The 24,548-nt window shown below is 68.6% G+C and carries 21 protein-coding genes and 1 pseudogene; 13 read left to right on the forward strand and 9 right to left on the reverse strand.

Translation table 11 applies throughout. From position 1 onward, the window contains the following. Positions 1 to 313: 313 nt before the first annotated feature. Positions 314 to 2,515 (forward strand): TonB-dependent siderophore receptor, encoded by a 2,202-nt coding sequence (locus FPJ27_RS17220; RefSeq protein ID WP_204421921.1) that lies wholly within the window; start codon positions 314 to 316, stop codon positions 2,513 to 2,515. Positions 2,516 to 2,578: 63 nt separating this feature from the next. On the opposite strand, the gene FPJ27_RS17225 is transcribed toward FPJ27_RS17220, so the two are convergent. The 3 genes from FPJ27_RS17225 to FPJ27_RS17235 are packed head-to-tail and all read right to left on the reverse strand — an operon-like array spanning position 2,579 to position 5,598. Further along, positions 2,579 to 3,610: a Zn-dependent oxidoreductase gene (locus tag FPJ27_RS17225; RefSeq protein WP_072443811.1), complete on the reverse strand. Its 1,032-nt coding sequence runs from the start codon at positions 3,608 to 3,610 to the stop codon at positions 2,579 to 2,581. Between the two features lie 29 nt (positions 3,611 to 3,639). Continuing rightward, the gene (gene manD, locus FPJ27_RS17230) at positions 3,640 to 4,848 is read right to left on the reverse strand and encodes a D-mannonate dehydratase ManD (protein ID WP_204421922.1); all 1,209 of its coding nucleotides are present in this window, start codon (positions 4,846 to 4,848) and stop codon (positions 3,640 to 3,642) included. Between the two features lie 21 nt (positions 4,849 to 4,869). Next, a complete protein-coding gene (locus FPJ27_RS17235; protein ID WP_072443713.1) occupies positions 4,870 to 5,598 on the reverse strand; it encodes a GntR family transcriptional regulator in 729 nt (242 codons plus the stop codon). A gap of 158 nt (positions 5,599 to 5,756) precedes the next feature. Between FPJ27_RS17235 and FPJ27_RS17240 the strand changes: the two genes are divergently transcribed. The 6 genes from FPJ27_RS17240 (at position 5,757) to FPJ27_RS17265 (ending at position 12,371) form a co-directional block, all read left to right on the forward strand. Next, positions 5,757 to 7,223 carry a mannitol dehydrogenase family protein gene (locus FPJ27_RS17240; protein WP_072443813.1) on the forward strand — a complete coding sequence of 489 codons (1,467 nt, stop codon included), beginning with the start codon at positions 5,757 to 5,759 and terminating at the stop codon, positions 7,221 to 7,223. A 126-nt stretch (positions 7,224 to 7,349) separates the two neighbouring features. Next, positions 7,350 to 8,624 carry an MFS transporter gene (locus FPJ27_RS17245; protein ID WP_204421923.1) on the forward strand — a complete coding sequence of 425 codons (1,275 nt, stop codon included), beginning with the start codon at positions 7,350 to 7,352 and terminating at the stop codon, positions 8,622 to 8,624. A 212-nt stretch (positions 8,625 to 8,836) separates the two neighbouring features. Beyond that, positions 8,837 to 9,628, forward strand: a complete 792-nt coding sequence (locus FPJ27_RS17250) for a transcriptional initiation protein Tat (protein WP_204421924.1) — start codon at positions 8,837 to 8,839, stop codon at positions 9,626 to 9,628. A gap of 8 nt (positions 9,629 to 9,636) precedes the next feature. After that, positions 9,637 to 10,680 carry a substrate-binding domain-containing protein gene (locus FPJ27_RS17255; protein ID WP_204421925.1) on the forward strand — a complete coding sequence of 348 codons (1,044 nt, stop codon included), beginning with the start codon at positions 9,637 to 9,639 and terminating at the stop codon, positions 10,678 to 10,680. A gap of 60 nt (positions 10,681 to 10,740) precedes the next feature. Then, positions 10,741 to 11,427, forward strand: coding sequence for a c-type cytochrome (locus FPJ27_RS17260; RefSeq protein ID WP_072443719.1), 687 nt, complete (start codon positions 10,741 to 10,743; stop codon positions 11,425 to 11,427). Further along, on the forward strand, positions 11,424 to 12,371 hold the full coding sequence (locus FPJ27_RS17265; protein ID WP_072443721.1) for a c-type cytochrome: 948 nt from the start codon (positions 11,424 to 11,426) through the stop codon (positions 12,369 to 12,371). Before FPJ27_RS17260 ends, FPJ27_RS17265 begins: the two co-directional genes overlap by 4 nt. 25 nt (positions 12,372 to 12,396) lie before the next feature. Here FPJ27_RS17265 and FPJ27_RS17270 read toward each other — a convergent pair whose 3' ends face one another. The 3 genes and pseudogenes from FPJ27_RS17270 to FPJ27_RS17280 form a co-directional block, all read right to left on the reverse strand. After that, a complete protein-coding gene (locus tag FPJ27_RS17270; RefSeq protein WP_204421926.1) occupies positions 12,397 to 14,322 on the reverse strand; it encodes an SMP-30/gluconolaconase/LRE-like region family protein in 1,926 nt (641 codons plus the stop codon). A 500-nt stretch (positions 14,323 to 14,822) separates the two neighbouring features. Further along, positions 14,823 to 14,969 (reverse strand): annotated as a pseudogene (locus FPJ27_RS17275) (aldehyde-activating protein); the annotation flags it as partial. Positions 14,970 to 15,025: 56 nt separating this feature from the next. Beyond that, on the reverse strand, positions 15,026 to 16,219 hold the full coding sequence (locus FPJ27_RS17280) for a porin (RefSeq protein WP_204421927.1): 1,194 nt from the start codon (positions 16,217 to 16,219) through the stop codon (positions 15,026 to 15,028). Between the two features lie 303 nt (positions 16,220 to 16,522). Between FPJ27_RS17280 and FPJ27_RS17285 the strand changes: the two genes are divergently transcribed. The 4 genes from FPJ27_RS17285 to FPJ27_RS17300 all read left to right on the forward strand — a co-directional run bounded on the left by FPJ27_RS17285 (position 16,523) and on the right by FPJ27_RS17300 (position 19,192). Further along, positions 16,523 to 17,155 (forward strand): LysE family translocator, encoded by a 633-nt coding sequence (locus FPJ27_RS17285; protein ID WP_072443725.1) that lies wholly within the window; start codon positions 16,523 to 16,525, stop codon positions 17,153 to 17,155. A 12-nt stretch (positions 17,156 to 17,167) separates the two neighbouring features. Next, positions 17,168 to 17,704 carry a GNAT family protein gene (locus FPJ27_RS17290; protein ID WP_204421928.1) on the forward strand — a complete coding sequence of 179 codons (537 nt, stop codon included), beginning with the start codon at positions 17,168 to 17,170 and terminating at the stop codon, positions 17,702 to 17,704. An 88-nt stretch (positions 17,705 to 17,792) separates the two neighbouring features. Next, positions 17,793 to 18,527: a metallophosphoesterase family protein gene (locus FPJ27_RS17295; protein WP_072443729.1), complete on the forward strand. Its 735-nt coding sequence runs from the start codon at positions 17,793 to 17,795 to the stop codon at positions 18,525 to 18,527. Positions 18,528 to 18,580: 53 nt separating this feature from the next. Then, on the forward strand, positions 18,581 to 19,192 hold the full coding sequence (locus FPJ27_RS17300; RefSeq protein ID WP_204421929.1) for an alpha/beta fold hydrolase: 612 nt from the start codon (positions 18,581 to 18,583) through the stop codon (positions 19,190 to 19,192). 66 nt (positions 19,193 to 19,258) lie between these two features. Here FPJ27_RS17300 and FPJ27_RS17305 read toward each other — a convergent pair whose 3' ends face one another. Both FPJ27_RS17305 and FPJ27_RS17310 read right to left on the reverse strand, forming a co-directional pair. Then, positions 19,259 to 20,581 (reverse strand): ATP-binding protein, encoded by a 1,323-nt coding sequence (locus FPJ27_RS17305; protein ID WP_204421930.1) that lies wholly within the window; start codon positions 20,579 to 20,581, stop codon positions 19,259 to 19,261. Continuing rightward, the gene (locus tag FPJ27_RS17310) at positions 20,578 to 21,318 is read right to left on the reverse strand and encodes a response regulator (protein WP_072443734.1); all 741 of its coding nucleotides are present in this window, start codon (positions 21,316 to 21,318) and stop codon (positions 20,578 to 20,580) included. The genes FPJ27_RS17305 and FPJ27_RS17310 overlap by 4 nt, the downstream gene beginning before the upstream one ends. 233 nt (positions 21,319 to 21,551) lie before the next feature. On the opposite strand from FPJ27_RS17310, the gene FPJ27_RS17315 reads away from it, so the two are divergent. Beyond that, on the forward strand, positions 21,552 to 22,133 hold the full coding sequence (locus FPJ27_RS17315; protein ID WP_204421931.1) for a thioredoxin family protein: 582 nt from the start codon (positions 21,552 to 21,554) through the stop codon (positions 22,131 to 22,133). Between the two features lie 48 nt (positions 22,134 to 22,181). Here FPJ27_RS17315 and FPJ27_RS17320 read toward each other — a convergent pair whose 3' ends face one another. After that, on the reverse strand, positions 22,182 to 22,820 hold the full coding sequence (locus tag FPJ27_RS17320; protein ID WP_204421932.1) for an FMN-binding negative transcriptional regulator: 639 nt from the start codon (positions 22,818 to 22,820) through the stop codon (positions 22,182 to 22,184). A 123-nt stretch (positions 22,821 to 22,943) separates the two neighbouring features. On the opposite strand from FPJ27_RS17320, the gene FPJ27_RS17325 reads away from it, so the two are divergent. Further along, positions 22,944 to 24,479, forward strand: a complete 1,536-nt coding sequence (locus FPJ27_RS17325; RefSeq protein WP_204421933.1) for a PLP-dependent aminotransferase family protein — start codon at positions 22,944 to 22,946, stop codon at positions 24,477 to 24,479. Positions 24,480 to 24,548 lie beyond the last annotated feature (69 nt).

The following is a 24,548-nucleotide window of genomic DNA, read 5'->3' on the forward strand; positions in this document are numbered from 1 at the left end:
GTTCGAATGGCGGAACACGGCTGCGATCACTTCACCACCCGCAAGGTCGAGTGCGGTACGTTGCGTCGCGCCGAACGCGACGTGACAGGAAGATGACATGGTGCGGCCCCCGGCTCTCATTGAATTTCACTGCGTTTGATTTTGGCCGCTACGGTAGCAGACGGCCGACGGCCCGGCAACCAAGGCCCGCCCGCCGCCGACCGCGTCATTACAATTGCAAATAATTCTCATTACATATATCATCCGCATCCCGGTTGCGGCGCAGTGCTGCGGCCCGCGACACGACCCTTAGCACGCCGTCCTGCATCGATTCATGCCATCCCGTCGAACAACCCGCCGCGCCCGGACCCTTCGTCCGTGGCGCACGAGCCTGCCTGCCCTGATCACTCTTTGCGTCGCAAGCGGCGCGCATGCCGAGGCCGCCGAACGCGCCGACGCCGAATCCGTTGCGTCGACATCCGCGTCCACACCCGCATCGACGCCCTCGACGCCCGCCGAACACGAACTGCCGGCCATCAGCGTCAACGCATCGGCGGCCGTCGATCCGACGCTCGGCTATCAGCCGCGCACCAGCAGCATCGCGGGCGGCAGCGACCGCCCGCTCAAGGAGATTCCGCAATCGGTCGCGGTGGTCAGCAGCAGCGTGATGCAGGACCAGCAGGCGCGCTCGCTCGACGACGTGCTCGGCAACATCAGCGGCGTCACGCAGACGAACACGCTCGGCGGCACGCGCGACGCGTTCACCAAGCGCGGCTTCGGATCGAACAACGACGGCTCGGTGCTCGTCGACGGCGTGCGCACGCCGGTGCTGCACAGCTATCTCGCGACGATCGACCGCGTCGAAGTGCTGAAGGGCCCTGCTTCGCTGCTCTACGGAATGCAGGATCCGGGCGGCGTGATCAACCTCGTCACGCGCAAGCCGGAAGACACGTTCGGCGGCTCGATCTCCGCGTCGCGCACGAGCCACGGCGGCAGCAGCGCGCTGTTCGATCTCACGGGCCCGCTCGGCAAGCCGGGCCAGGTCGCCGGCGGCACGCTCGCGTTCCGGCTGACCGGCGAATACGATACGAGCCGCTACTGGCGCAGCTTCGGCCGCCAGCGCGACGCGCTGATCGCGCCCGCGCTGTCGTGGCACGACGCGAACACGTCGGTCGACGTCAGCTACCAGTACGTCGACTACACGACGCCGTTCGATCGCGGCACCGTGCTCGTGAACGGCCAGCTCGACGATGCGCTGCGCTATCGCCGCTACGAGGAAGCGTGGTCGCAGAGCAGCGGCATCCAGGAAACGCTGCGTGCGCGCATCGAGCACCGCTTCTCCGACGCGTGGCGCGTGCGCGCGACCTACGGCTGGGGCCGCGACCGCTACGACCAGTACATTACCCGCGGCAACTCGTTCAACAGCACGACGGGCGCAATGACGCGCTCGTCCGATGCAAACCTCGGGCGCAACGATTCCGACCAGATCGCGACGCTCGGCCTGCTCGGCAACGTGACGCTTGCCGGGATGAACCACGCGATCTACATCGGCGGCGAATACGAGCGGCAGCGCAGCTTCCGCGGCGACACGATCCGCGGCAAGGCAACGACGGGCTTCAATCTCTACGATCCCGTGTACGGCCTGCTCGCACCGGGCGGCATGCCCAACCCGAAGCAAAGCGATTCGCGTTCAGTGGTGCATGCGTATTCGATGGTCGTGCAGGACTCGGTGAAGCTCACCGAGCGTCTCACCGCGGTCGGCGGGCTGCGCTGGGAAAACTGGCAGCAGGAATCGGGGATGGGGCGGCCGTTCGTGTTCGCCGACCGCTCGCGCGGCAATGTCTGGCTGCCGCAGTTCGGGCTCGCGTATGCGCTCACGCCGGCGCTGACCGCGTATGCGAACGTGAGCCGTTCGTTCAAGCCGAACGTCGCAACGAACGTCGCCGCGCCGCTCGCGCCGGAATACGGCCGCGTGCTCGAGGCCGGGCTCAAGTTCAGCCTGAAGCCCGCGATCACGGGCACGCTCGCGGTCTACCAGATCGACAAGCGCAACGTCGCGGTCACGAACGGCGACATCACGTCGACGATCGGCACCGCGCGCTCGCGCGGGATCGAACTCGACGTCGCGGGGCAGATCACGCGCCACCTGAGCGTGATCGGCAGCTATGCGTATACGAACGCGACCGATCGCGACAGCAATACGCCGCTCGTCAACGTCGCGCGCCACACGGGCAGCCTGTTCGCGGTGTACGACACGGCGATCGCGAACCTGCCCGGCCGCTGGCGCTTCGGCGGCGGCGCACGCCTTGTCGGCGCACGCTCCGGCGACACCGCGAACAGTTTCACGCTGCCCGGCTACGTGACCGTCGACGCGTTCGCGGCCTACGAAACGACGATCGGCAAGTTCCCGACACGCTTCCAGCTCAACGTGAAGAACCTGCTCGACAAGACCTACTACCCGTCGAGCAACAACAACCTGATCGTTGCGGTCGGCGAGCCGCGGCTCGTCACGCTGACGACGACGGTGTCGTTCTGACGCACGACACGACGCGCGCGACACGCACGCCGGGCACCGGCCGCCCGGCGGCGCGAACCGGTATCAGCCGCCCGCGAAATCGAGCAGGATCTTGCAGCTCTCGGCAGGCCGCTGCTCGGCCATCTCGAACGCCTGCGCAACGTCGCGGAAACCCACCTTGTGGGTGACGATATGCTCCGGCTGGATCAGCCCGCGGCCGATCCAGTCGATCACCTGCGGGAACATTGCGCAATTCAGCCGCGACGCGGCGAGCGTGAGTTCCTTCTTCGTCAGTTCCGCCTGCACGATCGCCGACGGTTCCGACGAGAAGCCGAGCACGCCGATCCGGCCCGCCGGCGCGGCGATCCGCACCGCCTCCTCGAGAATCGACGGATGGCAGACCGCGTCGAAGATCAGCGTCGGGCCACCGTCGACGCCGCGCTGCGCCAGCGCGTCCGGTAACGACTCGACGCTCGTGTTGATGATCTCGTCCTCCGCCGCGCCGCACTTTCGCGCAAGCTGCAGGCGCGCGTCGAGCCGGTCGGTGATGAACGCGCGGATGCCGTACACGCGCTTGAGCACCTGCAGGATCGTCAGCCCGACGGTGCCGGCGCCGTAGATCAGCGCGACATCGCCCGGCAGCACCCCGGTGCGCGACGTCGCGTTCGCGGCCACCGCGAACGGCTCGACGATCGCCGCGCAGGTGTCGGCGATCTCCGCCGGAATCCGGTATGCGTTGCCGGCCGGCACGCAGGTGTACTGGCTGAAGCCGCCGTCGCGATGCACGCCGAGCACGGTCAGGTGCCGGCAGACATTGCGCCGGCCGATCGTGCACGCATGGCAATGCCCGCAACTGATCACGGGATCGACCGCGACGGTCTCGCCGAGCCGCGCCGCGTCGACGCCCTCGCCGACCGACTCGATCGTCCCGACGAATTCGTGGCCGATGATGCGCGGATACGACACGAACGGATTCTTGCCGTGAAAGATGTGCAGGTCCGACCCGCAGATGCCCGCATAGCGGACCTTCACGCGCACTTCGCCGGCGGCGGGCACGGGCAGCGGCACCTCGCGCACACCCATGCTGTTCGGACGATCGACAACGACGCTCAACATTTCGGTTCTCTCCTTCGGTTCTTCGCCGCTCACCAGTTCCACATCGACCCATCGCGCAGCCGCGCGACCGGCAGGTACGCGCGCTCGTACGGGTACTTCGCGGCCAGCGTCTCGTCGATGTCGACGCCGAGGCCCGGCACGTCGTCCATCACGAGATAACCGTCCTCGAAACGGTAGCTGTGCGGAAACACTTCATCGGTCAGCGGGCTGTGCGGCATCAGTTCCTGGATGCCGAAGTTCGGCGCCCACAGCCCGAAGTTCACGGCCGCCGCCATGCAGACCGGCGACAGGTCGGTCGCACCATGAAAGCCCGTGCGCACCTGGTACATCGCCGCGTAGTCGGCGATCCGGCGCACGTGCGTGATCCCGCCCGCATGCACGATCGTCGCGCGGATGTAGTCGATCAGCTGATCGCGGATCAGGTCCTTGCAATCCCAGAGCGAGTTGAACACTTCGCCGACCGCGAGCGGCGTCGTCGTGTGCTGTCGGATCAGGCGGAATGCGTCCTGGTTCTCGGCGGGCGTCGCGTCTTCCAGCCAGAAGAGACGATGCGGCTCGAGATCGCGGCCGAGCCGCGCGGCCTCGATCGGCGTAAGCCGGTGATGGGCGTCGTGCAGCAGGTGCGGCGCATCGCCGACCGCGTCGCGCACCTTGCGAAACAGGTCCGGCGTATGGCGCAGATAAAGCGCGGTATCCCACGGCTCTTCAGGCGGCAGGCCTTTTTCGGCGGGTTCGTACGCACCCGCAGTCTTGCCGACGCCGTACACCTTGTCGAGCCCCGGCACGCCCGACTGCACGCGGATCGCACGGAAGCCTGCCTCGATATGCGCGCGCACCGCATCGACCGCTTCCTCATGATCGCGCCCGTTCGCGTGGCCGTACACCATCAGGCCGTCGCGACTCTTGCCGCCGAGCAGCTGGTAAACCGGCATGCCCGCGAGCTTGCCCAAGATGTCCCACAACGCCATGTCGATCGCGGCAATCGCCGTCATCGTCACGGGCCCGCGCCGCCAGTACGCGCCGCGATACAGGTATTGCCAGATGTCCTCGATGTTGCGCGGGTCGCGGCCGACGAGGCAGGGAAATACATGGTCTTCCAGGTACGCGCGCACGGCGAGCTCGCGCCCGTTGAGCGTCGCGTCGCCGAGACCGTAGACGCCTTCGTCGGTCACGATCTTCACCGTCACGAAGTTCCGGCCCGGACACGTGACGATGGTCTGCAAGCGTTCGATTTTCACTGCGCTCCTCCAGCGGGCGATTCAGTCGACAAAGTAATGAGGTGCGCGGCTGCGCACGTCCGGCAGATGCGAGCCGATCCGGTCGACGTGCGTCGCGACCGATGCGCCGAGCAGCGCCATGTTGCGCGACGCGATATGCGCGAGGATCTGCTCGTGCTCCTGCAGCGCGCGGCGTGCATGATCCTCGACGCGATCGAGCAGCAGCCAGCGCACGCGGTCGAACTGGCGCTTCATCGGCTGCAGCATTTCCCACACGTGCGGCCGGCCCGCGAACGCGAACATCCGGCCGTGCATCGCTTCGTCCAGTTCGAAGAACGCCTCGACATCGTGCGCGGCCACCGCAGCGCGCTGCGCGTCGATGATCCGCGACAGCTCCGCGAGTTGTTCCGCCGTGATTTTCTGCGCGAGCTCGACGTGGTTCGCGCATTCGAGCGTGCTGCGCGCGAACCGCCCTTCCTCGAGGATCGATACCGGAATCGGCGCGACGAACGTGCCGACCTTCCGGTGGATCTGCACGAGCCGCTCGTCGGCCAGTTGCGCGAATGCCTCGCGCACGGGCGTGCGGCTGACCTTGATCGTCGTCGAGATCACGGCCTCCGACAGCGCGGTGTGCGGCGGCAGCGCGCCCCGCACGATCGCGTGGCGCAGCAGCACGTGCACCTGCTCCGTATAAGACCGGCTCTCGTCCAGCGAGAACCCCTGCAACGCCGTGACGACGACGTCTTCCTCAAATGCCGCCGTTTCGCTCATGTTTGCCGATGCATCTGACTCGATTTCGATAACTACCATGGTACACAACCCAAGGAAATTGATCTAACTGGCGTTTACACCAATAACATCCGGTAAAAACCCGCAATAACCTTCACTCATCCCGACATCTACCATGGTACAACCCGTTGCCGATCGACATGCCACCCGCACCCGACTTCCTGCGCACCGCGCCGCCCGGCACGCGCCGCCCCCGCTATGACCGGCGCGCGGTCCGCACGGGCATCGTCCACCTCGGCCTCGGCGCGTTCCATCGCGCGCATCAGGCGCTCCATACGGAAACGGTGCTCGAACAGGGCGATCTCCGCTGGGGGATCGTCGGCGTCGAGTTGCGGCGGCGCCATACCGTCGACCTGCTCGCCGCGCAGGACCACCTGTACACGGTGACCGAACGCGACGGCGGCGGCGTGCGCACCCGGATCGTCGGCGCCGTGCACGGCGCGCTGTTCGCACCGGAATCGCTGCCCGCGCTGCTCGCGCTGATCGCCGATCCGCGCGTGTCGATCGTCAGCCTGACCGTGACCGAGAAGGGCTATTGCCGCCGGCCCGGCGGCGGCCTCGATGACGACGATCCCGCGATCCGCGCAGACCTCGCCGCGCCCGACACGCCGCGCACCGCGCTCGGCGTAATCGCCGCCGGTCTCCGGCAGCGGCCGGCCGGCGCGCCGCTCACCGTCGTCTGCTGCGACAACATGACGTCGAACGGCGACACGCTGCGCGCGCTGCTGCTCGACTACGCGGCATGCGTCGACGACGGCGCGCTCGCGCGGCGCATCCGCGACGACGTCGCATTCCCGAACAGCATGGTCGACCGGATCGTGCCGGCCGCGACGCCCGAATCGCTCGACTGGGCGCAAGCGCATCTCGGCGCGCGCGACGCGGCCGCGATCGTCTGCGAACCGTTCTCGCAATGGGTGATCGAGGATCGCTTCGCCGGCCCGCGCCCGCGCTGGGAAGACGCCGGCGCGCGCCTCGTCGCGGACGTGCGGCCATACGAAACGATGAAGCTGCGGCTGCTGAACGGCTCGCATTCGGCGATCGCGTATGCAGGGCAGTTGCGCGGCCGCGCGACGGTGTCGGACGCAATGGCCGATCCGGCGATCGCGACATTCGTCGACGGCGTGATGACGCACGACCTGCTCGCGAGCGTCGACGTGCCGTCCGGCTTCGACGCGCACGACTATTGCGCGACGCTCGTGCAGCGCTTCCGTAATCCGACGCTCGCGCACCGCACCGAACAGATCGCGATGGACGGCACGCAGAAGGTGCCGCTGCGCTGGCTGCCCGCGCTCGCCGAAAGCGCTGCGGCGGGCGTCGAGCGCCCGTATCTTGAGCGTGCGCTTGCGCTATGGCTGTACTACCTGACCACCGCGCACGACGCTTGCGGCCGACCGTTGACGATCAGCGACCCGGGCGCGGCCGCGCTCGCCGAGACGCTCGGCGCGGCCAACGACGCGAACGGTGCGGTGCGCGCGGCGCTCGCCAGTGCCGCGCTCGCCGGCCCGGCCGCGTGGCCCGACGCGCTGGTCGCGCGCGTCGGCGCGCATCTGTCGACGCTGCGTGCGCACGGCGCCGATGCGCTGCTCGCGCCGCTGCACGTGCGCTGAACGCCCGCACGGCCGGTTGGCCGCCGCCGCGAACCGCGTGACGCCCCTGCCCGTCGATGTCCGTGTCGACGCGGCGAACGATGGAAAAGACATGACGGCCGGCCCACCGGCACGAAGGAGACAGACATGAAGCAGAAGTCGCAGGCATGGTTCACGGTATTCCTGCTGTTCATCGTGTATGGCATCAACTATCTCGACCGCGTCGCGCTGTCGATCGTCGCGCCGATCGTGCAGACCGATCTCGGCATCGACGCCGCGCAGATGGGTATCGTATTCAGCACGTTCTTCGTCGGCTACGCGCTGTTCAATTTCATCGGCGGGCTCGCGTCCGACCGGCTCGGGCCGAAGCTCGTGTACGTGCTGGCGGTCGGCCTCTGGTCGATCTTCTGCGGGATGACCGCGCTGACCGTCGGCTTCGTGAGCCTGCTGATCGTGCGGCTGCTGTTCGGCATGGCCGAAGGCCCGCTGTGCTCGGCCGCGAACAAGATGGTCAACAACTGGCTGCCGCGCGACGGCGCCGCGACCGCGATGGGGCTGCTCAGTGCGGGCTCGCCGCTCGGCGGCGCGATCGCCGGGCCGATCGTCGGCCTGCTGGCCGCGCAGTTCGGCTGGCGGCCGGCATTCTGGATCGTCTGCGCGATCGGGCTCGCGTGGGTCGTGCTGTGGATGGTGTCGACGTCGGACCGTCCGGCCACGCCGGTGAACGAGGCACCGAACGTGCCTGCCGCCGCCCGCGCGGATGACGACGACGCATCGGCACCCGCGCGTACGCTGTCGCACTATGTGCGCCAGCCGCGCATCCTCGCGACGGCGGTCGCGTTCTTCAGCTACAACTACGTGCTGTTCTTCTTCCTGAGCTGGTTCCCGAGCTATCTCGTGCGCGCGCATCATCTGAACATCAAGGAGATGAGCATCGCCACCGTCGTGCCCTGGCTCGTCGGCACGGTCGGCCTCGCATGCGGCGGCGCGATCTCGGACGCGCTCTACCGGCTCACCGGCAACCTGCTGCTGTCGCGCCGGATCGTGCTCGTCACCTGCCTGCTCGGCGCGGGCGCATGCGTGGCGATCGCGGGCACCGTGCAGTCGACGCAAGGCGCGGTCGCGCTGATGTCCGTGTCGCTGTTCTTCCTGTACGTCACCGGCGCGATCTACTGGGCGATCGTGCAGGATGTCGTGCACCCGACGCGCGTCGGCGGCGTGAGCGGCTTCCTGCACTGCATGGGCAGCCTGTCGGGCGTGATCGGGCCGGCCGTGACCGGCTTCATCGTCGAACGCAGCGGTTCGTTCGCGTCGGCGTTCGTGCTGGCAGGCGCGATTGCGCTGGTGGGCGCCGTGCTGGCAGGCGTATTCGTGCGCAACGGCCGGCCGTCTGCAGTCTTGCGCGAACGCACGGCGCACTGACGCTGCCGCGCGACGATTCACAACGCGACGCCGCGCACCGCGGCGTCGCCCTCCCGCCTCCCGCCCGATCATCAGCCCCCCGAATATCTCCCATCCGATATCGCGATTTCCGGTATCGATCGTGCGCCTCTAGACTGGCTACGCGATGGCGACACCGCGCCGCCTCACGGCACGCGACACGCCCCCACAAAAACGATCCTGGGAGATAAGCCATGTCCGACCGGCATGCGCGCCGAGGCGCGCTCAAGACACTCGGCCTCGCGGCCGGCACCGCACTGCTCGCCGCCACGCGCCGCGCTCACGCGGCGGCACCCGAAACCGGCGCGCTGCTGCCCGGCGCCGCCGCGCGCCTCGCCGACCTCACGCGCCGCCTAGCGGCCGTGCCGAGGCGGCGCGACTTCAAGACGGTGCCGATGATCCTCGAACGTCCCGACCAGTGGGATCACGCGGCGCTCGCCGAAGTGATCGGCTATCGCGGCGGCCCGAAGCAGGTGTGGGACAACACCGAGCTCGGCGGCCCGTGGCTGAACCTGATGCGCAATTCGCTGAACGCGCAGATCTGGTCGTACGGTCATCCGGATTTCCTCGTCGTGTCGGCCACGCACGGCAGCGCGCATCTCGCGCTGTTCGACCAGATCGCGTGGGACAAATACGGCCTCGCGAAACTGGCCGGCGCCGCATTCCCGACCAACACGCTGCTCGACGCGAAGCCTGCGCAATCGAAAGGCGCGCAGGATCACGCGTTGCCCGACGGCGCATTCTCGTCGCACGACAACAGCATCGCCGCGCTGCGGCAGCGCGGCGTCGTGTTCCTGTCGTGCCACAACGCGATCTGGGAGCTCGCGGAACGGCTCGACGGCGCGAACGCGAATCCCGACAAGCTGCCGCTCGACGCACTCGCGGCCGACCTGACCAACCACGTGATCCCGTCGGCGATCGTCACGCCGGGCGCGGTCGGCACGCTGCCCGAGCTGCAGCAGGCCGGTTTCACGTACGCGAAATGAGGCTCTCGATGACCTCGATCCCCCCGCAATCGCCGTCGCGCCGCCGGCGGCGCACGCTGCGCGCCGCGCTGGCAGCCTGGCTGTGCTGCGCGTCCGCACTGTCGCTCGCCGACACCGCCACGACCATCTTTCCGCCCTGGCAGGACGGCCGCAACAACGACGCGCTTCATCGTGGCCTCGAATTCACGGTGCCGCAGGTCGACGTGCTCGCCGATTTCCACGGCGACCTCGCCGCACCGAAGCTCGTGCTGTTCGTCGGCGGCAACTATTTCTTCGCGATGGCGCCGCTCGTCGCGAAGTTCGAGGAAGATCATCCCGAATACCGCGGCCGCATCTACTGGGAAACGATCCCGCCCGGCCTGCTCGTGAAGCAGATCCACGCGGGCGGCACGATCACGGTCGGCAACATGACGTGGACGGTCAAGCCCGACGCGTATTTCGCGGGGCTCGGCAAGATCGACGGGCTGATCGCGGACGGCACGCTCGCGGGCCCCGCGGTGCCGTACGTGACGAACCAGTTGACGATCATGGTGCGCGCCGGCAATCCGAAGCGCATCGCGTCGCTGAACGATCTCGCGCGGCCCGACGTGAAGCTCGCGATGCCGAACCCGGAATTCGAAGGCGTCGCGCGGCAGATCCGCGCGTCGCTCGTGAAGGCCGGCGGCGACGCGCTTGCGCGCACCGTCTACGACGACAAGGTGCGCGCCGGCACGACCGAACTCACGCACATCCACCATCGGGAAACCGCGCTGTTCCTGATGCAGGGGCGCGCGGACGCCGGCGTGCTGTGGCAATCCGAAGCGGCATTCCAGGAACAGGTCGGGCATCCGCTGATGCACATCGACATTCCGGCCGCGCAGAATACGACGGCGATCTATGCGGGTGCGATGGTGAAGGACGCGCCGCATCCGGAAGCAGCGCGCGCGTGGCTCGCGTTCATCCGGTCGCCGGAAGCGTTCCGGATTTTCCAGCGCTACGGCTTCGGCCGCTACGATGCGACGACACCGGTGCAGCACCTCGCGCCGGCGGATGACCGGCCCGACGCAGGCTGACCGCGTGCCCGCGCCGGCCATACGGCGGCGCGCACGCGACATACGACAAGGAGGGGACACGTGAACGATACGGTCGACACACGGCGACGCCGGCTCACACCGCTGCTGCTTGCCGCAGCGGCACTGCTGGCCGGCCGTGCGCACGCGGACGACGCGACGCTCGGCAAGACGCTCGCGACACAGGGCTCGGCGACGGGCGTCGCCGCCTGCATCGGCTGCCACGGCAGCCACGGCGAAGGCAATGCGGCGGCCGGCTTCCCGCGCCTCGCGGGCACCAACGCCGCGTATCTGTCCGCGCAGCTTGCCGCGTTCGCGGACGGCAGCCGCCAGAACCCGGTCATGCAACCGCTCTCGAAACTGCTGACGCCGCACGAACGCGACGCGATATCCGCGTACTTCGCGAGCCTGCCCGCGCCGGCCGGTGTCTTCACCGCCGACGACGCGTCGATCGATCCCGCGAACACCGGCGCGTGGCTTGCGACGCGCGGGCGCTGGTCGCAGGGCCTGCCCGCGTGCGCGCAATGCCACGGCCCCGGCGGCCTCGGCGTCGGCACCGCGTTTCCGCCGCTCGCGGGACAGCCTGCCGCGTATATCGCCGGCCAGTTGAACGGCTGGAAACACGGCACGCGCCCGCCCGGGCCGATGGCGCTGATGCCGATGATCGCCGGCAAGCTGTCCGATGCTGACATCGACGCGGTGGCCGCCTACTATGCGCACGGCGGCGCCGCTCAAGGAGACAAGCGATGATCGACCGCACGACGCTGATCCGCCGCGCCCGCGCCACGCTGCTCGGCGCGGCCTGGATACCCGCGCTCGCGTTCGCGGCGGCGCCGCAGGATGCACCGGCCGCCGCTTCCGCACCCGTGACCGCACCGGCACCGGCCGCAACCGCGGCAGCGGTCAAGCCGTTCACACCGCCCGCCGAATCCGCGATGCCCGCCGACGACTTCGGCAAGACCGTGAAGCTCGGCGAGCAGATCTTCCTGCACACGCCCGAGTTCGCGGGCAAGTACGTCGGCAACAAGCTGACCTGCGCGAGCTGCCACCTCGACGCGGGCCGCCGGCCCGATTCGAGCCCGATGTGGGCGGCGTACCTGTTGTATCCGGCCTACCGCAGCAAGAACGGACACGTGAACACGTTCGCCGAGCGCCTGCAGGGCTGCTTCCGTTACAGCATGAACGGCAAGGCGCCGCCGGCCGGCGACCCGATCCTCGTCGCGCTCGAAACCTATTCGTACTGGCTAGCGAAGGGCGCGCCGGTCGGCACGAAGCTGCCGGGGCAAGGCTTCCTGAAACTGCCGCCGCCCGCGCAAAAAGCCGACTACGCGCGCGGCGCCGCCGTCTACACGCAGCACTGCGCGCTGTGCCACGGCGCGGACGGCCAGGGGCAGTCGAGCGGCGGCAAGCCGGCCTTCCCGGCGCTGTGGGGCGCGCGCTCGTTCAACTGGGGAGCGGGGATGGGCGACATCCGCAATGCGGCCGGGTTCATCAAGGCCAACATGCCGCTCGGGCTCGGCGGCACGCTGACCGATCAGGAAGCGTGGGATGTCGCAACCTTCATGGACAGCCACGAACGTCCGCAGGACCCGCGCTTCACCGGCTCCGTGCAGGACACGCGCGCGAAGTTCCACGATTCGCCCGACTCGATGTACGGGCTCGGCGTGAACGGCCGCGTGCTCGGCGCGCCATGACGCCGCGCCGCACCGGCCGGCGCGGTCACGGACGCCAGCGATACACGACGATGCTCGACCCGTTGTAGTTGTCCTTGGTAATCACGTACTCGCCGGTCGAGCGCAGGTATGCACGCACGCCGTACATCGAGTCGACGTCGTTGCCGACGTCCATCGCCGACGTGTTCGAATTCGTCAGCGTGGTGACGAGCGCACCGGTGTTCAGGTCGAACACGTCGATGTTCGGCACCGTGTGCACGTAGCCGACGAACAGGTAGTGGCCGGCCGCCGCGATCGATTTCGGATTCGCGCTCGTCAGGTTGATTACCGGATTCGGCGCGCTCGTGTTGCCGTTCTTCCAGCCGTGATAGACCTCGATGTGCCCGTTCATCGCGGTCCAGTCCCAGTTGCCCGCGAGGCCCTGCGCGAGGATCATCGTGTCGCTGTCCGCCTGGTAGATGATTCGCGTGACAGGCGACACGGTGCTTGGCACGGGCGTCGTCGTCGGCTTGCCCCAGGATGGCTTGCCGGTCGCGTCGAAGCCCGTCATCGGGTAGCGGGAAATCGCGTTGGATCCGTCCAGCCCTGCCCACACGTCGCCGTTGTCGTCGATCGCGAAACCGGCCGTCACCTGCAGCGTCGTGTTGAACGGCTTGCCGGGCAGCGAGCCGGCCGGAATCGCGATATAGCCGCTCGCCGTGTTGAAGTAATAGAAGTTGAAGTTGCCCGGGTTCTGGCCCGACGCGACGAGAATCCGTTTGCCGCCGACCATCACGAGCTGGCCGAAGTGCTGGCCGCGCTGATAGTCTTTCATGTCGAGGCGCGGGTCCTTCGGATAGGTGAACGGGTCGACCGTGTTCGCGACGAACGTGCCGCCCGCCGAACCCGTGTACACGTTGTTGCCGCTGTAGAAGAACGCACCGTCCGTCACCGGATCGGGCGCGGCGATCCCCTCGAAGTTCAGCGCCTGCAGCTTCCATTGCAGCGCGCCCGTCGGGCTGTACGAATGCAGGTCGGTGCTGCCGTTGCGGCCGAGATCCCAGCCGCCGCCCCATGCGTTGTTCAGCACGTACAGGTTGCCGGCCGAATCCTTGCCGAGCGCGGCGACGCGCGTGAAGCGCTTGTCGCCGACCTGCCCCTTGATGCCCGTCGTCGTGTCGAGATAACCGCCCTGCACACCGAACGTGCCGACCTGGACCGGCAGGCCGAGGAGCCCGCTGTAGACCTTGATGTTCATGTCGGGCCCTTCGTCGCCCACCATCAGCTGGCCCGTCGACGCATCGAAGTACAGCGACGCCGGCCGCGCGCCGGCCGCCATCTGGATCGTGTTCATCGCCGTGCCGGTCGCGCTGAACTGCGCGACGACGCCCGCGCTCTTGCGCGCGACCCACAGGTTGCCGGCGGCGTCGAGCGCCAGCGCGCCCGGCCCCGATACGCCGATGTCGCGCTGCCAGACGCCGTCCGTCGTATAGACGCGCACGCGGTTGCCGTAGAAGTCGCTCACGTACAGCAGGTTGCCGGCCGTCGCGAGGCCCGTGATCACGTCCGCGTACTGGACGCCCGTCCACACACTGACCGGGATGCGCAGGTCGCGCTGGTTCGTGCCGCGGTTGTAGCGGCCCACCGAGCCGCTGCCGAACGTGCGGTTGTAGCCGAGCGCGACGAACAGCGACGACGCATTGCCGGTGATCGCGCCGCCCTGGAATTCGTCGTGGATGCCGATCGTGCCGAGCGGCTGGCCGTTCTGGTAGATCGCGACGCCGCCCGCGTTCTCGTCCCAGCGCGACGCCGTGTAGATCACGCCCTCGGGCGCAACCCACATCGAGCGCGCGCCGTTGCCCACGTGGGCGGCCAGCGTACCGAACGTGTTCGCGAGCCAGTCCGTCGAGTATTGCGCCTGCGCGTGACTCGCGGGCGCCAGCACGGCGATGCACATTCCCAGCAATGCCGCGCGAATTTGTTTCATTGACATGAATAATGCTCCCGGACGATCGTGTGTCGACACTGTAAATCGCGACGCATGAAATCTTGGTGATTCTGACAAAAGCGCATTCGCCGTCATCCCGAATTATTCACCGCGTGCTTTATGCCGTCCGGCGCTTTTTCGTCAATGATGGTCAAACCCGCTCGCCACACCGCAACGGCCCGCCGGCAGCGCGATTTCGGCGCTTTTCCCCGGCATTTTCTTCCGGGTCGCTCAATGCGAATGCGTCATTTTTTCTGACATGCCCGCATTGCCTTTTCATTCCGCCGGAAAGAGGCTCGATGATTACAAATCGAAATTAAAATGAAAGAGAAAAAATATTATCCGGCGCACTCGGCGTTTCGCAAACTGGCGCATCGGGCGTGCCGCGAACGCGGCGGGCGGAAGGAAGGAAAGCTGAAGAAGGATGCCGCGGAACAAGCCGCGCGCCGACCGTGCCGGCATGCGGTCGCGATCGTTCAGTTCGCGTTGTCGAGCGTCGGGCCGTCCTAGCCGTCGAGGTATTTCGGCAGCGCATCGACGACGTCGATCACGCGCTGCCGGTAGAACGGATGCATCGTCGGCTGCAGGTCGCCCGGCAGTTGCCCGCCGTGCGCACGCGCGGTCAGGCGGTTCGGCACGACGCGCAGCGTGACGGTGACGACACCGCACCGGCTGCGAACGACGTTGCGGCCGCAACGACTGCTGCGCGTCAGAACTTCTGGCGCAACCCGAGGCTGACGATCGCCTGCGACCGCGAGTCCGACGAATGGCCGTTCGCCTTGTCGGATACCGACGCGGTCGCGGCCACCGGCCGGCCGAGGGCGTCGAGCGTCATGCCCGACGCATGCTGGTACGCGCCGAGCAGGTACACGCTGGTGCGCTTCGACAGGTCGTAGACGGCACCGAGCGTCACGTTGTGATACTGCGCGCGGTCGTCGACGCCGTCGACATCGCTGCCGCGCGTGTAGCTGTAGCCGGCGAACAGTTGCGTCTGCGGCCGCACGTTCCAGCGCGTGAACACGCCCGCGACGTTGAACGTCGCGTGGCCGGCGAACAGCGAACGGTCGCCGCTGCGGTACTGCACGTTGCTGTAGTTCACGCCGACGACGGCCGGGCCGAAGTCGTACGTCGCGCCCGTCGCGATGACCTGCTGCGACTGCGCGCTCGCATAGCCTTCGTTGATCGACGAGTTGAACAGGCCGTCGTCGGTACTCTGCCACTTGCCCGTCGTCGGGTCGGTCGCGCCCGTCTTGCTGTTGTCCGAGCGCTCGTAGCCGACGCCGACGCGCAGCGGGCCCGCCGCGTATGCCGCGCCGACGCTCCACGTGTTGCGCTGCTTCATGCTGCCCGGCTGGCCGCCGAAGCCGTACAGCGCACCGAACGTGAAGCCCGCGTAGTTGGCGCTCGTGTACTTGATCGAGCTGTCGACGCGCGCGGTCTGGTCGAGATCGTCGATGTCGCCCGGGTGCGCGCCGAACCCGCCGATGAACGACGACGGGCCGACCGGGCTCACGAAGTCGTCGAGCGACGTGTACTGGCGACCGAGCGTGACCGAGCCGTAGCGGTCGCTGCCGATGCCGACGAACGCCTGCCGGCCGAACTGCCGGCCTCCCTGGCCCGACGTGCCGTTGGCGATGTCGAAGCCGTTCTCGAGGACGAACAGCGCGCGCATCCCGCCGCCGAGATCCTCGAACCCCTTGATGCCCCAGCGGCTGCCGGACAGGTTGCCGGTCGTGAGACCGACGCTCGAATGCCCGGCGTATGCGCCCGCCGAGCCGACCCGTTCATTGCTGCGATAGGTCACGCCCGCATCGACGATGCCGTACAGCGTGACGGAGCTTTGTGCGAAAACGCTGCCCGCGAGCGAGAGCAGCAGCGGTGCTGCGATCAGTTGCTTGTTCATGGTTTTGTGTCTCCGGGCGGTGAACCCGTTGTTCTGGCTTGATGTTGCGAGTAGCGCGCGGGCGGCGAGATCCGCCGGCAGTGCGAGGCCGGCGGCGTCCGCGCGCGGCGTCGCGGCGGCCAGGCCCGCTGCGGCCGCCATGGTAGATGGAACCGATCCCAGACTAAAGCGCAATAATGAAAACAGTTTCTTGCCAAAGTCGAGATAGTCGAAAGCGCGGCCACGCGCACGACCGCCGTGCCTGTACAGCGCGGGTGCGCGCACCCGATAATCGAACGCGCGCCATCCATCGGGAGTTCCTTCATGAATGAAACGACCCTGCTGATCTTCGCCGCCGTCGCGTTCGTCGGCATCGCGACACCCGGCCCGACCGTGCTGCTCGCGCTGACCAACGGCTCTCGCTACGGCGTGCGCCGCGCCGCGTACGGTTTCGCCGGCGCGATGCTGTCCGACTTCGTGCTGATCGTCGCGGTCGCGCTCGGCCTCGGTGCGCTGCTGATGGCGTCGGCGTTCTGGTTCTCGGTGGTGAAGTGGCTCGGCGCCGCGTACCTCGCGTATGTCGGCATCCGGCTGCTGACGTCGAAGGGTTCGCTCGACGTCGCCGCCGCGCATGGCGGCGCGGCGCCCGGGCGCAACGCGTCGATCTTCGCGAAGAGCTTCCTGACCGCGGTGACGAACCCGAAGGGCTATCTGTTCTTCTCCGCGTTCCTGCCGCAGTTCCTCGATCCGTCCGCGCCGCTCGCGCCGCAATACGTCGCGCTCGCGGTCACGTTCGCGCTGCTCGACGGCGCGGTGATGTTCGGCTATGCGCTGCTCGGCGCACGCGCGGTGCGGCTGCTGAAGCGCTCGGGCGCGCTGTGGCTCGAGCGCACGTGCGGCGCGATGCTGCTCGCGCTTGCCGGGTCGCTGGCGCTTTACCGGCGTCATGCCGCGTAGGGGCGGGTTCCGATGAGGGTCGATGCACCGCCTCGCTCCGGCTTTCCGGGCCTGTCGCTCAGGCAGCTCGAACGCGCGGATCTCGACGCGTGGTACGCGTACCTGTCGAACCCCGACGTGATCCGCCACACGAGCTGGAACCTGCGCTCGCGCGACGATCTGCTGCCGCTGTTCGACGACATCGAATCGGCCGGCCCCGATTCGATCCGGCGTCTTGCGATCGTCGACACCGCATCGGGCGCGCTCGCCGGGACGATCGGGCTGCATACGGTGTCCACCGCGAACCGCTCGGCGGAAATCGCGTACGACCTTGCGCCGGCGCACTGGGGGCGCGGAATCGCGAGTGCAGTGTGTGAAGCCGTCACAGCGTGGGCATTCGCCGACGGCGGTTTCATGCGCGTCCAGGGCGTCGTGCTGACCAGCAACGCCGGCTCCGCGCGCGTGCTGCAGAAGTGCGGCTACCGCTACGAAGGGCTGCTGCGCGCGTACCGGATGGTGCGCGGCACGCCGGGCGATTTCGCGATGTACGCGCGGCTCGAGACCGACTGACGCGCCGCACCGGGCTACACCGCGGGCGCGATTGGACGGCCCGCGCCGAATTGGCGACAATCGCCGTTCCCTGCCTCGACGGTCCGCCATGAAAATCGCTGCGCTCTCCGACATCCACGGCAATCTCGCCGCGCTCGACGCTGTGCTCGACGACGTCCGCCGCCGCGGCGCCGACGTGATCGTCAATCTCGGCGACATCGTGTCGGGCGCGCTCCATCCGGCCGAAACGGCCGACCGCCTGATCGCACTCGACCTGCCGACCGTCAAGGGCAATCACGAACGGCAACTGCTCAGCGGCGATCGCGCGTCGATGGGGCTGTCGGATCGCTGGGCGCGCGACACGCTGCGCGCCGACCATCTCGACTGGATTGCCGCGCTGCCCGAACGCGTGACGCTCGACGACGACGTGCTGATGGTGCACGGCACGCCGGCCAGCGACCTCGTCTATTTCCTCGAAACGGTCACGCCCGACGGCTGCCGCGCGGCCACGCCCGACGAAATCGCGCAGCGCGCGGGCGACGCGCCGGCATCGCTGATCCTGTGCGGCCACACGCACGTGCCGCGCACCGCGAAGCTCGCCGACGGCCGGCTGATCGTCAACCCGGGCAGCGTCGGGCTGCAGGCGTACGCGGACGACCTGCCGCATCCGCACCGGATCGAAACCGGCTCGCCGCATGCGCGCTACGCGATGGTGTCGCGCACGCCGGCCGGCTGGAACGTCGAATTCCATGCGGTCGAGTACGACTGGCACACGGCCGCCGCCACCGCGGCATCGCGCGGGCGCGACGACTGGACCGTCGCGCTGCGCACCGGCCGGTGCTGACGCGACCGCGCCTCCCCGTCACCCCGCTTCGTTCATCGGAAAACCGACTCGCCATGCCCGTTCCATCGCAACTGCTCTTCCTGCCAGGCGCATCGGGCAGCACCGCTTTCTGGCAACCGCTGGCTGGCCTGCTGACGTATCCGGCCGAGCGGCGGATCGTCGGTTATCCAGGCTTCGGCGATACGCCGCGCGATCCGTCCGTCGACGATTTCGACAGCCTCGTGCGTCATGTGCTTGAAACGATCGACCGGCCGACCGCCGTGATCGCGCAATCGATGAGCGGCGTAATCGCGATGCGTGCGGCGCTCGACAAACCCGAACTCGTCACGCACCTGGTGCTGACGGTCACGTCCGGCGGCCTCGACATGCAGGGGCTCGGCGCGCAGGACTGGCGTGCCGGCTTCGCCGAAGCGAACCCGCGGTTGCCCGACTGGTTCATGACATTGCGCGCCGACCTGTCGCAGCACATCGGCCGCATCGCACAGCCGACGCTGCTGCTGTGGGGCGACGACGATCCGATCAGCCCCGTCGCGGCCGGCCGGCGCCTGCTCGAACGGTTGCCCGATGCGCAGTTGCACGTCGTGCCGGGCGGCCGGCACGATCTTGCGGCCGTGCATGCGCATGCGCTCGCACCGCTCGTCGACGCACATCTGCAGCGCGTGTGACGTCGCGTGCTTCAGCCGTAACCCAAACCGGAACCTGAAGACGCGCCGCTCGCGCGCCGCCTCCCGTCACCCCGCATTCCTCAGCGTCAGCCTCGCCTCCAGCCCGCCGCCGTCCGGCCGGTTGTTCAGCGTGAGCGTGCCGCCCATCGCGAGCGCCAGTTGTCGTGCGATCGCAAGACCGAGCCCCGTGCCACCCGTCTCGCGGTTGCGCGACGTCTCCACACGCCGGAACGGCTCGAACACCGCGTCGAGCTGATCGTCCGGAATGCCGGGCCCGCGGTCGAGCACGGCGATGACCGCGCCGCCGTCCGGCGCGGCATGCACGTCGATCTCGGCCGCGCCCGCGAACTTCAACGCGTTGTCGACGAGGTTGCCGACGATGCGTCGCAGCGCCTTCGGCCGCGTGACGAGCGCAAGCGGCGCACGGCTGTGCAGCGCGACGTCCTGCCCCGCATCCGTGTAGTCGCACACGATGCTGTCGAGCAGCGCATCGAGATCGATGCGGCGCGCGGCTTCCTCGGTGCCGTGCAGTGTCCGCGCATACGCGACGCCCTCCTTCACCAGATGCTCCATCTCGATCAGGTCCTGGCGCAGCTTCGTGCCCTGCACGTCGTCGTCCATCACGTCGACGCGCAGCCGCATCCGCGTGATCGGCGTCTGCAAGTCGTGCGAGATCGACGCGAGGATCTGCATGCGTTCGGCCATGTACTGCGCGATGCGATCCTGCATCGCGTTGAACGCACGCGCGGCGCGCGCGACCTCGGACGGCCCGCCTTCGTCCAGGCGTTCGCCCTTCAGGTCGGGGCCGAGCGCGTCGGCGGCCTGCGCGAGCTGCTTGAGCGGGCGCGTCGCGAGCCGCACCGCGAGCCAGCAGCATGCGGCCAGCACCGCGAGCTGCAGCACGAGCACGACCGGCAGCCAGCCCGACAGCGGCACCGTCGACATCGGATGAATGTCGATCGTCAGCGGCGACCCGTCGGTCAGCCGCAGGTGCACCTGCAGATGTTCGCGGTCGCCGGGGATCGCGTTCGCGGTCAGCGGATAGTCGCCGCCGATGCCGTCGGAAATCGACCGCTCGACGCGCGCCGACAGCCGCGCCTCCGGCGGGGTGCCCGTTTCGCCGGGCCCGAGGATGAACGTATAGCTGCGCCGCGCGAGGCGCGGCAGCCACGCGGTGCGCTCGGCGGGCGGCAGGTGGTCGAGCAGCGCGACCGAGCTCGCGACCTCGCGCTCGATGTAGCCCATCATCAGGTTGGTGGTCGCCTGGTCGCGCTCGGTCACCGTGAGCCAGAACGACAGCGTCTGCGCGAGCGCGAGGCCCACGCACAGGATCAGCGCGAGCCGCGCGAACAGCGAGCGCGGCCAGTGCCACAGCGTGCGCGCGCTCATGACGTACCGTCGACGGCGGTCACGGCCGACGAGAACACATAGCCCTCGTTGCGCAGCGTCTTGATGTAGCGCGGTTCGCGCGCGCCGTCGCGCAGCCGCTGGCGCAGCCGGCTCACGAGCAGGTCGATCGACCGGTCGAACGGATCGGACTGCCGCCCCTGCGTGAGGTTGAGCAACTGGTCGCGCGTGAGCACGCGCTGCGGATTGTCGAGGAACACGCGCAGCAGCCGGTATTCGGCGCCGCTCAGCGCGACCAGCGTGCCTTCGGCGTCGAGCAGGTGACGCCCCGTCGTGTCGAGCCGCCATTCGCCGAACGCGAGCAGCTCGGCCGTTTCCGTCACCTGCATGCCGGGCGGCAGCATGCGCGCGCGGCGCAGCACCGAGCGAATCCGCGCGAGCAGCTCGCGCACCGCGAACGGCTTCGCCAGGTAGTCGTCGGCGCCCATCTCGAGGCCGATGATGCGGTCGGTTTCCTCGCCGCGCGCGGTCAGCATCAGCACGGGCACCGTGCGAAATTTGCCGGCGCGCAGGTCGCGGCACAGCGTGAGGCCGTCCTCGCCCGGCAGCATCAGGTCGAGCACGATCAGGTCGGGCGCGCCGTCGTCCAGCGCGTTGCGCATCTCGCGGCCGTTCGCGGCCAGCGACACGCGCATGCCGTTCTTCTCCAGGTAGCCCGCGATCAGTTCGCGGATCGCGCGATCGTCGTCGACGATCAGCACGTGGTCGATCTTGTCCATGAGTCGGTGTCGCTGTCGGTGTCGGGTGGTTCGGGCTGGCGATGTCCGCATTTATACCGCACGGCGGACACGCGTTTGTATCCCAATGTATCGCGCGGCCGCGACGACACACAACATTGCACACGCGCGGCTCGCCGGACACATCCCGGATACGTCGGCGCAGCCTAATGGGGCCTGTCGAAACACGTCCGGCCGCCGCGCCCGAGCGGCGGCCTCCCGATCAGGAGAACGCCATGCTGCCCCGCCTCAAGACCGCCGCCCTCGTCATCGCCCTCGCCGCCACGGCCGGGCTCGCCGCCTTCGCCGGCACTCGCGCCGACGCGGGCATGACGACCTCGCTGGCCGGCACGCCGGCACCCGATTTCACCGGCATCGACCGCTGGCACAACAGCGCGCCGCTCAAGCTCGACCAGTTGCGCGGCAAGGTCGTGCTGGTCGATTTCTGGACGTACTCGTGCATCAACTGCATTCATACGATTCCGTACGTGAACGACTGGTACCGGAAGTATCGCGACCAGGGGCTCGTGGTGGTCGGCGTGCATACGCCCGAATATCCGTTCGAGCGCGACGCGGGCAACGTCGCCGATGCGATCAAGCGCTTCGGCATCCGGTATCCGGTCGCGCAGGACAACCGCTACGACACGTGGCGCGCGTACGGCAACCAGTACTGGCCCGCGCTGTACCTGATCGATGCGAACGGGAAGGTCGTCTATACGCGCTATGGCGAAGGCGGGTACGACAAGACCGAGGCCGCGATTCGCGGTGCGCTCGCGCAGGCGGGGGAAGGGATGACGGGAACGACGCGCACGCAGTAACCGGGCCGGCGCACGGGCACGGCACCAGCCCGCGCGTGCGTCATGCGCTCACTTGCGCTTCGCGTCGGCCGCCGCCAGCATCGCTTCGCCGATCGCGAGCTTCCCGTCCGCGATCAGCGCGTCGCCGGCGCCGCGGATATCGGCTTCGGCCTTGTTCTGCCCGAGCTTGCGCTTGCCGACGAACCGCGTGATCTCGATCTGCAGCCCGACGATCGCCTGCAGCATCGTGTCGAGATAATCGGCCGGCGCGTCGCCCATCTTCCACGGCACCGGCTGCGACGCTTCGTGCGTGCGCGTCAGCCGCGCGACCACGCCGCGCACGAACTTCTCGTCGTCGCGCACCGTGATGCGGCCGTGCGCATGCACGACCACGTAGTTCCAGGTCGGCACCTGCCGGTGCGCGACGTGCTTGCTTGGGTACCAGTTCGGCGAGATGTACGCGTCGCCGGCGCGGAAGATCACGAGCACCTCGTCGCCGTTCGCGACGTCCTGCCAGACCGGATTCGCGCGCGCGACGTGCGCGTGCAGCTCGCCAAGCCCGCCGTCGCCGGGCAGCAGCTCGAACGGGAGGTGGTTCGCGTCGAGCCCGTTCTTCCCGTGCGTGATCAGGCTGCCGAACGGATGCTGCACGATCAGCTCGCGCAGCGCATCGGGGTTGGGCTCGTTGAAATCGGCGGGGACGTACATGTCGGCTCCACGGTCATGCGGCGGTTGAAATGGCTCGGGCGCGGGCCCGTCATGCGCAGATTGTTACCCCAAACTGGTTTATGCTGTAGAGCCGGTTTGGAACATTTTCAGAAGACCAGAATCATGGCAAGAACGGCCCGGAACGTCGAAATCCCGTCGCTCGGCGCGCTCGATCGCGCGGCCGGCGACCTGAGCCGCCAGCTCGCGCAGGCGCTGCGCGACGCCGTGCGCCGCGGCGACGTCCGTCCGGGCGATACGCTGCCGTCCACGCGGCTGCTGGCGGCCGCGCTGCAAGTCGCGCGCGGCACCGTCGTCGACGCGTATGCGCAGCTCGTCGCCGAAGGCTTCCTCGAATCGCGCGGCGGCGCGGGCACGCGCGTCGCGCACGCGCTCGCCGGGCCGCCGCCCGTCGACGAACCCGAACTGCCCGCCCAACGCGGACGCCCGGCGCGCACCGGGCTGCCCGAACCGGCAGCCACCTTCGCGCGGATCGCCCGCGAATTCCTTCCGCTGCCGGCCATGCCGTTCGCGATCTCGGTACCGATCGGCCTCACCGCGCCCGACGACATCTGGCGCCGGCTCGGCAACCGCCTGCGCGCACGCGGCGCCGGCGCGCCGTCCGGCTATGCCGATCCGCAAGGCGCGCTGCCGCTGCGCGAAGCGATCGCCGACTACGTGCGCCGGTCGCGCTCGGTGCGCTGCACGGCCGACCAGGTCGTGATCACGAGCGGCACGCAGCAGGGTCTGCATCTCGCGAGCCAAGTGCTGCTCGGCGAGAACGACCAGGCGTGGGTCGAGAATCCGGCCTATCGCGGCATCACCGCGCTGCTCGAAAGCACCGGGCGGCGCGACGCGATGGTCCGCGTGCCGGTCGACGCCGACGGCATCGACGTCGACGCGGGCATCCGCCTGGCACCGCATGCGCGTGCCGCATTCGTCACGCCGTCGCACCAGTACCCGCTCGGCATGCCGCTGAGCATGGCGCGGCGCAACGCGCTGCTTGCATGGGCACGCGCGCAGCGCGCGTGGGTGGTCGAGGACGACTACGACAGCGAGCTGCGCTACGAAGGCTATCCGTTCCCGTCGCTGCAGGGGCTCGCGCCCGACCGCGTGATCTATCTCGGCACGTTCAGCAAGATCCTGTTTCCGTCGCTGCGGCTCGGCTACGTGATCGCCCCCGACGATCTCGTGCCCGCGTTCTGCGGCGCGCGCGTGCTGATGGATCGCCATGCGCCGACGGCAGACCAGCACGTGCTGGCCGCGTTCATCGCGGAAGGCCATCTCGACCGCCACATCCGCCGCGTGCGCGGCGTATACGCGGAACAGCGCGCGCTGCTGATCGACACGCTCGGCGCGCGGCTGCCGCGCGAACGCGCATGGGTGCAGCCGGGCGACCAGGGGATGCACGTCGTGCTGTGGCTCGCCGAAGGGATCGACGATCTCGACGTGGTCGCGCGCGCCGCGCGGGCCGGCGTCGCGGTGCGCGCGGTGTCGCCGATGTTCGCACCGGGCACGGCCCGCCCTGGGCTCGTGCTCGGCTTCGGCGGTTTCGGCCGCGCGCAGATGGAGGCGGCCGCGCAGCGGCTCGCGGACGTGGTTTCGTCGGAAGAATCGCGGCCGCGCACGCCGCAAAAGGTTGTCCGCGGGCAACAAACGTAATCGTCTGTAACTCCTGCAAGCAAAAGGCCGTTTCGGCCGCCGGCACGCGTGCTCCATTTGCTAGGATCG

The organism is Burkholderia sp. MS455 (genome assembly GCF_016899445.1).
In the GTDB taxonomy this organism is placed as follows: Bacteria; Pseudomonadota; Gammaproteobacteria; order Burkholderiales; family Burkholderiaceae; genus Burkholderia; species Burkholderia pyrrocinia_C.